Below are 14,219 nucleotides of genomic sequence, written 5' to 3'. Positions count from 1 at the left end.
TCATTTTAACCGGCCATACAGAGAGGGGAGGCAAGGCTGAGACCTTCCCGGCACAAAGAATGAGCTTACCGCCTTTTGAGCTGTATCGGTGAACGAAAGCAGCCGATACCGTACAGCCGCGTTACGGCAACAATGAGCCGCCGCTTGAAGTGGCGGGAATTTGGGTGGAACCGCGGGTCTGACACACACTCGCCCCTTGCTTTGGGATGAGTGTGTTTTTATTTTCTTAAAAATAAAGGAGAGATCAGACCGTGAAGAAACCGCACATTGTGATTACTTTTCCTGACGGGAAACAAAAAGAATACCAAAAAGGCGTTACGTTAGAAGAGATCGCCCAATCAATCAGTCCGGCTTTGAAAAAGACATCAGCCGCCGGCAAGGTAAACGGATCGTTATATGACCTTAGAAGAAGCATTCATGAAGACGCTGAAATTGAACTGTGCAGTTTTCAATCTGAAGAGGGGCTGGGAGTGATGAGACACACAGCAGCGCATGTATTGGCGCAAGCGGTAAAACGTCTGTATCCAAAGGTCTGTTTAGGGATCGGTCCCGTTATTGAGAATGGCTTTTATTATGATTTTGACATGGATGAAACGATTACAGAAAAAGACCTGGCCGCCATTGAGAAAGAAATGAACAGAATCATTTCAGAAAATCCGGAAATCATCAGAGAAGAAATCTCCAGAGAAGAGGCAGAGCATCTGTTTGCTCACGAGCCGCTGAAGCTCGAGCTTTTAGCCGATATTCCGCAGCAGGATACAATCAATATTTACCGTCAGAGCGACTTCATTGATTTATGCCGGGGGCCGCACTTGGCGTCTGCCGGTCAGATAAAAGCTTTTTCGCTCACTCATGTGTCAGGGGCTTATTGGCGGGGCGACAGCAATCAAAAAATGCTGCAGCGTATTTATGGGAAGGCATTTTCTTCAAAAAAGGAGCTGAACAGGCATTTTCAGCTGATAAAAGAGGCGGAGAAGAGAAATCATCGAAAATTGGGAGCAGAATTACAGCTTTTTATGTTTTCAGAAGAAGCGCCGGGTATGCCTTTTTATCTGCCGAACGGTCAGTTCATCCGAAATACGCTTGAATCATTTCTGCGTTCAAAGCAGGATGCCTATCATTATCAGGAAGTGCGCACCCCTATGATGATGAACCAGCGTCTTTGGGAGCAATCAGGCCATTGGGATCATTATAAAGAGAATATGTATTTCTCAGAAGCCGATCAGCAGCGCTTCGCGTTAAAGCCGATGAACTGCCCCGGCCACATGCTCATTTTTAAAGAAAAGCTTCGTTCTTATCGCGATCTTCCGATTCGGATGGCTGAATTCGGCCAGGTGCACCGTCACGAATTCAGCGGGGCGCTCAATGGCCTGCTTCGCGTCAGGTCCTTTTGTCAGGATGATGCGCATATTTTTGTAACGCCCGATCAGATCGAGAGTGAAATCACTTCAGCGCTTCAGCTGATTCACGAGGTGTACACTGCATTCGGTTTTTCCTATGATATTGAGCTGTCAACAAGACCGGACAATTACATGGGAAGCGAACATTTGTGGGACCGGGCGGAGAGCGCATTAGAGAAAGTGTTAAAAGAACAGGGATATCGTTTTCGGTTTAATCGGGGGGATGGCGCATTTTACGGCCCGAAAATTGATATTCATATAAAAGATGCGCTGAATCGAAGCCATCAATGCGCTACTGTCCAGCTCGATTTTCAAATGCCGGAGAAATTTGATTTAACATATATTGATGAAAAAAATCAAAAAGTCCGTCCTGTTGTTATTCACCGGGCGGTATTCGGATCTCTTGACAGATTTTTCGGAATCATTACCGAACATTTCGGGGGAGCGTTCCCTTTATGGCTTGCTCCGGTACAGGCAAAAATCATCCCTGTATCAAATACCGCACACCGGGACTGCGCAGAGCAGGCACACCGGCAGCTGAAGAACGCGGGGATCAGGGCTGAGCTTGATCTGCGCGATGAAAAACTCGGGTATAAAATCAGAGAAGCACAAATGAAAAAAATACCGTATATTGCTGTTGTGGGGGATCACGAGTGCCGCCATCAATCTGTACAGGTAAGACAATACGGACGGGACGACACATTTGAAGAGAGTGTGAGTGATTTTGTTTCCCGGATCATAAATGAAACAAAACAAGAGAATCAAGTAAATCGACATTGACATATCGCAAAATCACGATATAATAAAACGTATGAAACCTATTGATGTTTTTAAAGCGTTGTCTAATGAGTCCCGGCTTGAGATTTTACAATGGCTGAAAGAGCCGGACCGTCACTTCGCCCCGCATGATGGCATTGATATGAATGAAATCGGAGTATGTGTGAGTCAGATCACCGATAAGCTTCAGATGACACAGTCAACGGCGTCTCAATATCTTTCCATCCTTCAGCGGGCGGGCCTTATCCAAACGAAACGGATCGGCAAATATACCTATTATAAAAGAGATGAAGAAGCGATAAAGGCGATGGCCGATTATTTTCAGCGCGAAATGTAGGGCTGAATCCTTTGAAGAGGGATTCAGTTTCTTTTTCTGATTACACATCGACATATTGCGATTTGTTTCTGTTTATAATCTTTTATATCGATATATCCCAATATATCTTTATATAAATCATCAATGAAGGAGTGTATCAGATGCAAAATACATGGAAGGTTTACATTTTAGCGATTATCAGCTTTTTAGTTGGGACCTCTGAATATGTGATATCCGGGGTGCTTGATAAAATTGCAGGTTCTTTGGGCGTCACTGTGGCAGCGGCAGGGCAGCTGATTACAATTTTTTCACTCGTTTATGCAATCGGAACGCCCGTCGTGATGGTTCTGACAGCAAGACTGGACAGAAGGAAGCTTATGATCTATGCTCTGGGGCTGTTTGTTATCGGAAATATCATTTCTTTCCTTGTGCAGGGATTCGGCTTATTTGCGGGAGCACGGGTGATCATGGCGCTTGGAGCGGGAAGCGTGGTGGTAACCGCGCTTACGATTGCAGCAAAAATTGCTCCTCCGGGAAAGCAGGCAAGCTCTCTTGCGACAGTCATTATGGGATTTACGGCGGCACTCATTATCGGTGTGCCGATCGGAAGAACCGTGTCTGAAGCTTTCGGCTGGAAGATGGTTTTCGCCGGTATTGCGGCACTCGGAATCATTGCCATGCTGATTATACGTTTCGCGCTGCCTGAGATAAAAGGAGATAAACCCGTGCCGCTCATTCAGCAACTTTCTTTTTTGAAGAAACGAAAAGTGGCTGTCGGCCTGGCCATCACTTTTTTTTGGCTTGGAGGCTATTCGGTTGCGTATACGTACCTTTCGCCGTTTTTACTGAACGTTACTCATATCAGCAGCGGAATGCTGAGCACATTGCTCCTTATTTTCGGGGTTGCAAGTCTTGCCGGCTCTAAAGCAGGCGGTTTCAGTGCAGACAAATGGGGGGCGCGTGTCACATTGACCGGCGGAATGGCGCTTCATGCTATCATGCTCATGTTATTGCCCTTTGTTACACATTCTGCTGCCGGAGCGGCGGCAGTGCTTATTTTTTGGTCCTTTTCCGCCTGGTCATCCGGGCCGGCTCAGCAATATCATTTGGCAACGATGGAGCCGGAATCATCAGGTGTATTACTTGGCCTCAACCAGTCTATGATGCAGCTGGCTATGGCGGCCGGGGCAGGTATCGGGGGCATTGTTGTCACTCATCTGTCTCTTGCGTCAGTGACATGGATTGGTGCAGGCGGTGTTGTCATTGCGATGTGCGGTGTGCTTTCACTTATGTTGTTAATGTCTGAAAAAACCTCATCCGAATACAGTGCCGAATAAACAAAAGCCTCGTTTCTCAGTTTGAGAAATGAGGCTTTTTGTCTTGTTATTTTTCATATTTCTTCAAGTTTACGCCGATTGCAGCTCCATTTCGGCTGGAGTCGGCAACGCCGGTGAAGGTGCCGTTTTCACGATCAATCAGGATGCTTTGCACGTTTCCGATATCAACCGGACTGCTGCCGAATTTATGCCCCATTTCGTTCAGTTTTGCGCGGGCTTCTTCCGGCACTCCTTTTTCATAACGATAGGACGTCATACTGTTTGTGTAAATTCTCGGTTCTTCGACCGCCGCTTTCAGATCCATACCGTACTCGACTTTGTTCAGGATCGTTTGCAGAACGGAAGAAATAATCGTTGCTCCGCCGGGGGAGCCGACAGTCAGGACGGGTTCGTTATTTTTAAATAAAATGGTCGGAGTCATGCTGCTGAGCGGACGTTTATTCGGCTGCACTTCATTTGCGCCGCCCGGTACTGCGTCGAAGTCTGTTAATTCATTGTTCAAAACAACGCCATATCCGGGAACCATAATGCCGGAACCGAACAGCTGTTCAATCGTTGTGGTATAAGATACAACATTGCCGAAGCGATCGGTTACTGTGAAGTGAGTCGTTTGACCCTCTTGTTTATCAGTCGGCTGTTCGACTTGTTTATAGTTTGCAGCGCCTTCCTGATAAGCCCAAGGATCACCGGCTTTCGGTTTTTTATTCACTTTATTAATATCTATCAGCTGTCTGCGGGCATTGATATAATCTGGATTCAAGAGACCTTTGAGAGGTACGTTGACGAATTCTGGATCCCCGGCAAATGCGGCGCGGTCAGCATAAGCCAAATGCATTGTTTCTGCGAGAAGCTGATATTTTTGCCAAGAACGGATATCATATTGGGAAAGCTTAAAATCATCCAGAAGGTTCAGCATTTGCAACAGGAAAACACCGCCGGAGCTTGGAGGAGGAGCAGTTGCGATATGATAGCCCTGGTAATCTCCCCAGATCGGTTCATCAATCGTTACATTGAAGTTTTTAATATCTTTTTCTGTCATTGAGCCGCCGAATTCCTGCACTGTTTCCGCGAGCTTTTTGGAGAATGCTCCGTCATAGAACGCTTTTGTGCCTTTGTACTTAATAGCTGTAAATGTTTTGGCTAAGTCTTTTTGGACCAGTGTGTCTCCTTCTTTCAGAGGTTCTCCGTTTGGAAGAAACACGTCTTTTGCAGCAGTGTGTGATAATTTGTCTTTATAATCTGAGATGGCGTCAGCTAAAACCGAATCAATCGGAAAGCCTTTTGAGGCAAGTTTAATGGAAGGGGTGATGAGTTGTTTCATGGAGCGGGTGCCCCATTTGTCGAGCGCTTTTTCAAGTCCTTTTAATGTTCCCGGAACACCGACTGCAGTCCCTTTTGTAACCCGCTCAGAGAAAGGAATGGCTTTGCCGTTTTCGTCCAGGAACATATCCGGGGTTGCGCCTTCCGGTGCGCGTTCCCGGCTGTCGATAATGGTGGTGTCTTTCGTTTTCGCATCATAAACCATCATAAATCCGCCGCCGCCGATACCCGACATCATCGGTTCGGTTACGTTTAATGCAAATTGAATGGCCACCGCGGCGTCAATTGCATTGCCGCCTTTTTTCAGCACGTCGGCACCGATTTGTGAAGCGAGAGGATGGGCGGTGGCGACCATGCCGTCTTTGCCGACATCTACCTGTTTGTAGTCATCATAGGAAAACGGGTGTTTCTTAGCCTGAGCGTGATAAGGGATGCTTCCGGCTGCGAGCAAAGTACTGAGCAGAACGATAAAACAGAGATTCATAAACTTTTTCTTTTTCATAGTCTGCCTCCTTTGTTTTCCGCTTACAATTATAGAGTAAGTAAAATGTGCTGTTTTCACAAGTGACAAACGGAATAGTCCGGTGTGCAAAAAGCCGGGGTTTCTGTGTGAATGTAATCAGTCGGAAATGGGATAAATGGGAAACCGGACAGAAAAAGCTGTGAAACAAGCATTAAGGCAAAAAATAAGCTACAATAAACAAAACAGAATTCACTCACATGACATATGAAAGGAACGTGAGCCATGTATTTAACCATTAAAGAGACAGCGGAGTTTACCAGTCTTCCTGAAGAATATGTACACAATCTTATTTTGACGAATAAAATAAGAGCGGTCCATGACGGGCAGCAATATTTAATCAACAAAGAACAATTTCAAACCCATCTTGAACAGCTGGAGAAATATAAAGAAATGATACAAGAGTTTTTAAATGAACCGCTCCCTGAAGACATTGATGTAAAAGACGAAGATTAGGACACAATTTCATATTGTGTCTTTTTTTTGCATTTCATCAGCAGTTCACAAAAAAATCGGATGCTCAGATTTCGTTTTAAGGGCGCTGTTTTCTTTTTTGAATACTAAGAGACTCCGATTCCTCAAAATCCCGTCACGGGGATATAAATGATGTTTTTGAGGACCTTTTTGAACACGGGTATCTTATTCTCCTTATGTAACACTATGTATATTATGTTACATAAGAGGCTTTATCCTTTATCATTCAATGGGTTTCAGCTATAATAGTAACATAATCCTCAATATGTTACTTTACCAATTATAAGGGGTTTTTTGATGCATATCGTACAGCCGATCCGAAGTTTGGAGAAGATCCAGGAAGTCAAACAGTATTTAATGAAGAAAAGTGAACGTGATTATTTTTTATTTATTTTCGGCATGAACAGTGCACTGCGGATTTCTGATGTTCTGCCGCTTCGCGTAAGGGATGTCAGAAACAAAGATCATGTATGGGCGACTGAGAGCAAAACGAGAAAGAAAAGAAAAATTCTGATATTGGAATCTCTAAAGGCCGACATATACGCATATACAAAAGATATGAAAGAGAATGACTATTTGTTTAAATCGAAACGGACGAATAAGCCTATTTCGCGGATTCAGGCATACAGAATATTAAAAGAAGCAGCTGCTGCGTGCGGATTGGAGGAGATCGGGACGCATACGCTGAGAAAGACGTTCGGGTATCATTTTTATCAGAGGACGAAAGATATTGCCGAACTCCAGCGGATATTAAATCATTCTTCTCCGTCTATTACGATGCGTTATATCGGAATAGATGAGGATACGACGAGAGCGGCTTATAAAGTGTTCGGCGGGCTGTAGGCTTGAAAAAAACGGCCGCCAGCGTTACTATATAAGCAGGCTCTAGTAGCACAGCGGATAGTGCAGCAGTTTCCTAAACTGCAGGTCGGGAGTTCGAATCTCTCCTAGAGCGTTTTCGGCATAAGATAGGTGCAGATTAATAATGTCGGTAGAACAGAAAAACCCTTGTCACACAAGGGTTTTTGTCGTTTTTGTAAGCTTTTTATTTTTGTGAAAACCCACTGAAAAACGATGCAATTTTATTTTTTTACACAAATTTTGCACATTTTTAAACAGATGTTTACACGTCAGGCATTTTTTCAAACAGATAAAGGGTGTTTCGTGTATCTTCTTCACGTAGTTTTTTAATTACACTCAAATAATAATTAATCCCTCATATGCTCTAAATATTTCGTGACATGAAAAGCCTTTCCACGCCATTGCATCATTCAAAAAAGCCCGCTAAAAGCGGGCTTTTCTTTATATAACAGCATCAAATTGATTGACTTTCCAAATGTTGTTTTCTTTTACGAATGTAACGTCGCGTTTTGCTGACGGAGAACCGTCAAGAGTCGGTACAGTGAAGCGGTACGTTTGGACGCTTCCTTTTTTAGAAAGAAGGGTCATTTTTGCTTTTTTCCAATTCAGGAGGTTATCCCCGTCGCCGACCGGAACAGCCAATTTGCCGTCTTTTACGGTGAAGTGGTACTCTTTAAGCCCTTTATCAATCGCCTGCTTTGTAAAAGCGGGTGTCAGATATTTTACGGCTTTCGCTTTTGTTCCGAGTTCTTTGCACATGAATACATATTGAAGATTTTGATATTCGAACTGCTCGGATGTGCAGTTTGCTTTTGACTTAAGCGTTCCTCCGCTCATGGTGTTCCAAAAATGTTCTCTTGCTGACAGAGCCAGCTGAAGTGCTTGTTTTTGTGTTAGGTCATTAGGCGTATTTTTGGCAGTCGCCGCAGTGCCCAGTGATAGAATCAATGTAATAGTAGTGAGGAATAATAGCCATTTTTTCATGATATAATCTCTCCTTCAACGAATCTCTTTCTCTTATGTTACAAATGTTACAATAATTACGGTAAGATTACAATACCTTTTCAGAAATATTTTCCGCACTTTTTATTTTTATGATTTATTTCCATGTAAGACGGACGAAAAAGATAAAGAGTTTCATTGAACAAAAGGTTTTTACAAGCTGTCTGCTGAATAATAAAATGGAAGAAAATCAAAAAAGGAGTCCTACATATGGAGGTACAAGATAATCTGGAGACAGCGGAAGGCCCCGGCCAGTCTGTCTGGCGGTCTATGTCATTATTTTTAGTCCCGCTGCTATTAAGCAACGTATTGCAATCTGTCGGCCAGTTGGTCGGAATGGTGTTTGTCGGGAGGTGGCTCGGAGTCGATGCGCTTGCCGCCGTATCGTCTTTTTTTCCGCTGTTTTTCCTGCTGATTTCCTTTACAATCGGAATCGGTTCAGGAAGTTCCATTCTGATCGGGCAGGCTTACGGCGCGAAAAACGAAGAGAGAATGAAAGCGATTGTCGGCACTACGCTGACGTTTACCTTTATGCTCGGTATTGTTCTGGCAGTTGTCGGCAGTGTGTTTACGCTTGATATTTTGCGGCTGATGGGAACGCCGGAAAACGTAATAGATGTCAGTGTCCGATATGCGCGCATTCTGTTTTGCGCGATGCCGCTGATGTTTTTATATTTTGCTTATACAACATTTTTACGCGGAACGGGAGATTCAAAGACCCCGTTTTATACGTTAATCGTCAGTACGGTCATTAACATCGGGCTTTTGCCTTTATTGATTCTCGGACTTTTCGGGCTTCCGAAGTTCGGCATTTACGGATCAGCGTATGCAACGGTCATTTCAAACATCGTGACATTTATCGTGCTGATGGTTTATTTGCGGAAAAAGAAGCACCCGCTTGCATTTGACCAGACTGCGTTCCGCTCTCTTAAAATGGACAAAAAGCTGCTCGCGCTTTTACTGCGGCTCGGTATTCCGTCGAGCATCAATATGATTCTCGTATCGCTTTCTGAAATCGCGGTCATCTCTTTTGTGAATCATTACGGATCAAATGCGACGGCTGCTTACGGGGTTGTCAACCAAGTGGCGAGTTATGTGCAGATGCCGGCGGTAAGCCTCGGTATCGCCGTTTCAATTTTTGCCGCCCAATCCATAGGAGCCAATCAATTCGGCCGGCTGAAGCAGGTCATCAAAGTCGGCATCGGCCTGAATTATTTGATCGGCGGGGTTTTGATTGTGCTGATTTACACCTTCTCCCGGCAGATACTGGCTTTGTTTTTAACCGATCAGGATACGCTTCATATTGCCCGCAATCTTATTATGATTACACTTTGGAGCTATCTGATTTTCGGTCACGCTCAGATCGTTTCAGCGACAATGCGGGCGAGCGGTACGGTATTATGGCCGACTGTTATCAGCATTTTTGCAATTTGGGGAATTGAGGTGCCTATCGCCTTTATACTATCTCATTACACGAAACTCGGCATTCTCGGCATTTGGGTCGGTTATCCGGCAGCTTTTGTCATCAGCCTGCTGCTGCAGTACGGCTATTACCGGTTTGTATGGAAGAAAAAACAGATTACGCGGCTGATTCAATAAGGTTTTACCGCACATCGCTCAGTTCATACGGGCGATGTTTTTTTCAGAGAAGGAAAATGAGTTTAGAAAATGGAATTCCTATACATGCTAGAAAACAAGGAAAGGGCAGGTGCTTATGACGATTGAACATACGACTTATTTAGGGGCTTCGGCCGTAAAAGCGGAAACTGAACAGGCTGAATGCATCATTGTGCCGGAATGGGGCTCACATGTCATTTCGATCCGGGATAAAAGAACCGGTATGCAGATTCTGAGAGAACCGGAAACCGCGGAACAATTTCGCGAAAAACCGATGCTGTACGGTATTCCCGTTTTATTCCCGCCGAACAGGATTACGGACGGGACGTTTCGTTTTGACGGCCGCACGTATCAATTTGACATAAACGAAGAGGATAAACATAATCATATTCACGGCTTTCTTCACAACCAGCATTGGAAGTTGGCAGCGGCGAAAGAAGAGGCGGATGAACTGACAGTCGAAACAGAAATTGATCTTACAGAAATTCCTCGTGTCCATAAACAATTTCCGCACGATGTCATTGTCCGGATGACTTATACATTAAAAAACAATGTGTTTACGCAGCGGGCGCTGATTATCAACAAAGGAACGGAGGCTTTTCCTTGGGGACTGGGCTATCATTCAACTTTTGTTTTCAATGAAGAGCGATCACGTCTTTTTCTGACGGCTGACCGCATGTGGGAATTAAATGAACGTTTCGTGCCGACGGGCCGTTTATTGGATGTGCCTGATAAAGAAGCGTTCCGTAACGGAATGTCTTTGAAAAATAAGCAGTTTGACGATGTTTTTCTTTCTTCCGGACGGAATGGCGGCAATAACGAAGCTGTTATTTATCATCCTGATGAGCAGCTATCCGTTTTGTATCAGGCAGACACGTCTTTCAAGCATTGGGTGGTATATAACGGTGACGGAAAGCAAGGGTTTGTCAGTCTTGAGCCTTATACCTCCGTTACAGATGCATTTAATCTGAATCAGCCTGCATCACTGACGGGGCTACAGATACTGAAACCGGGCGAAGAAGCGGCCGCGTCATCCCGGATCACCATTTTGCATGACGAAGAATAAGAAAGAGGCGGGGATAACATTGAAAACATATGTCAAACGCTTGGCCGCGGTGTTTCTCCTTTTGGTCATAGCCGCCGTTCCTTATATTGATGATTCCGCCCAAGCGGCCGAACAAAAAAATGCGTTGCAAAAAGAGCTGGAACACATTCTGAATGAAGAACCTGCCTTAAAGGGCGCCGCGGCAGGCGTCAGTGTCCGATCGGCAAAAACAGGGGAGGTGCTGTTTGGCAGCCGGGAAGATATGAGACTGAGGCCTGCATCACTGATGAAGCTGCTGACGGCATCTGCGGCGCTTTCCGTTCTTGGAGAAGATTACACCTTTAAAACAGAAGTACGGGCAGACGGCGCCGTGAAAGGAAAACAGCTGCGCGGAAACCTTTATCTCAAAGGAAGTGGCGATCCGACCCTATTGGCTTCTGATTTTGAGAAGATGGCTAAACAAGTCAAAGCCAGAGGCATCCGTGTCATTCAAGGAGATCTGGTCGGGGATGATTCACGGTATGACGATATCAGGTATTCAGTTGATCTTCCGTGGAGTGATGAAGGCCAATATTATGGCGCGCAAGTATCAGCTCTTACCGCTTCACCGAATGAGGATTATGATACCGGAACGGTGATTGCGGAAATCAGCCCGGCGGAACAGCCCGGTAAAAAGGCGCGTATTACGATTTCTCCCCATACGGACGTCGTACGTGTGAAAAATGAAGTGAAAACCGTCGCTTCTGATGAAAAGAAAGATTTGACGGTTGAACGGGAGCATGGGGGCAATGTGATTACGGTAAAGGGAACCATGCCGGCGGGCGCGGCAAAGGCAAGAGAATGGGCGGCAGTGTGGGATCCGTCGTCCTATGCGTTAGATTTATGGAAACAAGCACTTACTAAACAGGGCATCACTGTAAAAGGGAAGGCCAAAGCCGGGCGCATGCCGCATCACACCCAGCCAGTCACATCACGGACATCCATGCCTCTTTCGGAATTATTGATCCCGTTTATGAAACTGAGCAACAATGGGCACGCCGAAATTCTGATCAAGGAAATGGGGAAAGTGAAAAAAGGCGAGGGCAGTTGGGAAAAGGGTTTGGACGTGATGAAATCGGAGCTCAAATCGTTCGGGCTGAATCCGGATGAATTGATTGCCAGAGACGGATCCGGCGTTTCTCATATTAACGGCGTATCCGCCGAACAAATCGGAGAGCTTTTGTATGCCGTTCAGAAAGAAAAGTGGTACCCGGCTTTCCTTCGTTCGCTCCCTGTCGCCGGTGCAAGTGACAGAATGACGGGAGGCACACTTCGGAACCGGCTGAAGAATACTCCGGCAGAAGGCAAAATTAAAGCGAAAACCGGGTCACTAACCTCAGTCAGTTCAATTGCCGGCTATGCGGAAACAAAAACAGGGGATACGCTTATTTTTTCCGTGCTTCAAAACGGATTGCTTGACGAAGATGACGGAAAGGACATTGAAGACAAAATCGCAGTCGTGCTGGCAAATCAATAAAAAAGCCGATCCTTATAGGATCCGGCTTTTTTTGATGGAAAACGAATATTATATTGCTATTATGAAACAATCTCTTCAAAAAGTAATATCTTCAATATTCCGACTTTTTGACACTTTCTTATCTTATGTGTCACCGATTTTTCATTTTTATTATAAAAACTTTTTTCCGGGAGGCAAAATCTTTTTAAAGATGCGATTTATTATACATTTTATTCCTTGTTATAGTATTTAAGAACCAGTTTGTGATGTGCATACATACCGTTTTACATGGTATAAAAATTATAGAAATGAAGGATATAAGTAAGTACAATATACTATATTCTAAAAAATGTTAGAGAAAATTTAATTTTTTATTGTGATTTCTAAAATATGTTTTAAAATAATGCTATATGGATGATTTAGTCATATGATGTCGAATTTTAATTGTAATTATTTCACTTTCTTATCCTCTTAAATTGAAATGGAGGGATTCCATTGAAGAACACTGTTTATTCTTTAACTCACGCCCAAAGAAGAGTCTGGTTTACAGAGCTGCTCGAGCCGGGCACAAGTATCTGCAATCTCGCGGCGTGCGTCAAATTCAGGGGGAATATCGACTTTGACGTATTGCGCCGTGCTTTAGATTTCTCTATCTTGCAAAATGATTCGCTCAGGTTTCAACTGACGGAAGGGGACGGCTCAGAACCCCAGCTGTATCTGGCGGGGCATCGGCCGATTTCTTTAGAGACCGTTGATTTTACTCATATTGATCAATCAGAGCGGGATGCATGGATTGACACACAGACGCGTGTTCCGTTCAAGCTGTTTCATTCACCGCTGTATCAATTTACTCTGCTTGTCATGTCAGACGAAGAAGTTTGGCTTTATTCAAAATTTCACCATATTATCATGGACGGTATCTCGCTCAATCTGCTCGGCAATCAGCTCATTGAAATCTATCAAAAAATCATGCGAAGCGAGGATTTGGCCGACCATCAAAGCCCATCCTATCTCAGCTACATGGAAAAAGAACAGCAATATTTACAATCTTCCCGTTTTCAAAAAGATCGTTCATTTTGGACTGAAACGTACCGAACTGTTCCTGAACACCTTTCACTTGCGGAACGAACCTCTCATCTTAGACAAAGCACTGCAGCTTCAAGAGATACAATCACTCTTTCCCACTCCTTAGAACAATCAATCCGGCGTTTTTGCAAAGATCATAATGTCAGCATCATCTCTCTGTTTATGGCTTCGTTATACATATGCATCAGCCGTCTGACGGCTAAAAAGGATATTGCCATCGGTACTTATTACGGAAACCGGGGTTCCAAGCTCGAAAAGGATATGCTCGGCATGTTTGTCAGCACGCTGCCGATCAGAATGACGGCAGATCCGGATGCGGAGTTCCTGTCTTTTGTCCGCAGTGTAGGAAAACAGCAGCTGTCTGTTATGCGGCACCAGAAATATCCTTACAATCTTTTTGTCAATGAATTAAGGCAGGTTCATCACGATCTGCAAAATATCATCGGGATTTCGATGCAATACCAGCCTCTCGCATGGCGTCAGGCGGAGGGTTTCGATTATGAAACGGCGATGTTTTTCAGCGGGCATACGGCAAATGAGCTGTCCATTTTAATTAAGGAGCGGACAGATACGGGATTGATTGAGCTGAATTTTGATTATCAATCCGCTTTATTTACTGAAACATCGATAAAACGGATTCAAACTCATTTGCTGACGATCGTTGAAAATGCCGTTAGAAATCCAAACCGGCTGATTCGGCATATTGATATGGCGGATGAAAAAGAAAAGAAACGGGTGTTAACTGCGTTTAACCGTACAGAAACGGTTGAACTGCCGGCTCCTACGCTTCACGGGCTGTTTACCCGCCGCGCTGCGCTTTCGCCGCATCGTCCGGCGCTACGTTTCCCAGACGGTATGCTGACGTACGCCGAGCTTGACCGGTACACAGACAGGCTCGCTGTTCGCCTCCGCCAAAAAGGCGTCCGCAAAGAAAGCATGGTCGGCGTGCTCGCTGAACGCTCGCCGGAG

General features: G+C 44.7%; 11 protein-coding genes and 1 tRNA gene. 10 read left to right on the top strand and 2 right to left on the bottom strand.

Annotated elements, in window-relative coordinates:
• The first annotated feature begins 251 nt into the window (after window positions 1–251).
• The 3 genes from thrS (at window position 252) to Y79_RS0104165 (ending at window position 3,830) form a co-directional block, all read left to right on the top strand.
• Window positions 252–2,180: a threonine--tRNA ligase gene (thrS, locus tag Y79_RS0104175; RefSeq protein ID WP_016936558.1), complete on the top strand. Its 1,929-nt coding sequence runs from the start codon at window positions 252–254 to the stop codon at window positions 2,178–2,180.
• A gap of 31 nt (window positions 2,181–2,211) precedes the next feature.
• Window positions 2,212–2,514 (top strand): ArsR/SmtB family transcription factor, encoded by a 303-nt coding sequence (locus tag Y79_RS0104170; protein ID WP_007407355.1) that lies wholly within the window; start codon window positions 2,212–2,214, stop codon window positions 2,512–2,514.
• A 140-nt stretch (window positions 2,515–2,654) separates the two neighbouring features.
• On the top strand, window positions 2,655–3,830 hold the full coding sequence (locus Y79_RS0104165; protein WP_016936557.1) for an MFS transporter: 1,176 nt from the start codon (window positions 2,655–2,657) through the stop codon (window positions 3,828–3,830).
• Between the two features lie 46 nt (window positions 3,831–3,876).
• Here the strand turns inward: Y79_RS0104165 and ggt are convergent, their stop codons facing one another.
• Window positions 3,877–5,652: a gamma-glutamyltransferase gene (ggt, locus tag Y79_RS0104160; protein WP_016936556.1), complete on the bottom strand. Its 1,776-nt coding sequence runs from the start codon at window positions 5,650–5,652 to the stop codon at window positions 3,877–3,879.
• A gap of 243 nt (window positions 5,653–5,895) precedes the next feature.
• Here ggt and Y79_RS0104155 point away from each other — a divergent pair, with 243 nt between their 5' ends.
• From Y79_RS0104155 to Y79_RS0104145, 3 genes are all read left to right on the top strand, one after another.
• Window positions 5,896–6,126, top strand: a complete 231-nt coding sequence (locus tag Y79_RS0104155) for an excisionase family DNA-binding protein (protein WP_016936555.1) — start codon at window positions 5,896–5,898, stop codon at window positions 6,124–6,126.
• Window positions 6,127–6,441: 315 nt separating this feature from the next.
• On the top strand, window positions 6,442–6,987 hold the full coding sequence (locus Y79_RS0104150) for a site-specific integrase (RefSeq protein WP_016936554.1): 546 nt from the start codon (window positions 6,442–6,444) through the stop codon (window positions 6,985–6,987).
• 39 nt (window positions 6,988–7,026) lie between these two features.
• Window positions 7,027–7,099, top strand: a tRNA-Arg gene (locus tag Y79_RS0104145).
• 347 nt (window positions 7,100–7,446) lie between these two features.
• Here the strand turns inward: Y79_RS0104145 and Y79_RS0104140 are convergent.
• Window positions 7,447–7,989: an IseA DL-endopeptidase inhibitor family protein gene (locus Y79_RS0104140; RefSeq protein WP_016936553.1), complete on the bottom strand. Its 543-nt coding sequence runs from the start codon at window positions 7,987–7,989 to the stop codon at window positions 7,447–7,449.
• 228 nt (window positions 7,990–8,217) lie between these two features.
• Between Y79_RS0104140 and Y79_RS0104135 the strand changes: the two genes are divergently transcribed.
• The 4 genes from Y79_RS0104135 to Y79_RS0104120 all read left to right on the top strand — a co-directional run.
• The gene (locus Y79_RS0104135; protein WP_016936552.1) at window positions 8,218–9,606 is read left to right on the top strand and encodes an MATE family efflux transporter; all 1,389 of its coding nucleotides are present in this window, start codon (window positions 8,218–8,220) and stop codon (window positions 9,604–9,606) included.
• Window positions 9,607–9,721: 115 nt separating this feature from the next.
• The gene (locus Y79_RS0104130; RefSeq protein ID WP_029575223.1) at window positions 9,722–10,690 is read left to right on the top strand and encodes an aldose 1-epimerase; all 969 of its coding nucleotides are present in this window, start codon (window positions 9,722–9,724) and stop codon (window positions 10,688–10,690) included.
• 19 nt (window positions 10,691–10,709) lie between these two features.
• Window positions 10,710–12,185: a D-alanyl-D-alanine carboxypeptidase/D-alanyl-D-alanine endopeptidase gene (gene dacB / locus Y79_RS0104125; RefSeq protein WP_016936550.1), complete on the top strand. Its 1,476-nt coding sequence runs from the start codon at window positions 10,710–10,712 to the stop codon at window positions 12,183–12,185.
• A 474-nt stretch (window positions 12,186–12,659) separates the two neighbouring features.
• Window positions 12,660–14,219: condensation domain-containing protein (locus Y79_RS0104120; RefSeq protein WP_029575222.1), on the top strand; the 1,560-nt coding region annotated here is incomplete at its 3' end.

Origin of the sequence: Bacillus siamensis KCTC 13613, from assembly GCF_000262045.1 — a bacterium.
Lineage (GTDB): Bacteria > Bacillota > Bacilli > Bacillales > Bacillaceae > Bacillus > Bacillus siamensis.
Note: the sequence above shows the minus strand (reverse complement) of the source record. Positions and strands in the feature narration are given on the sequence as shown.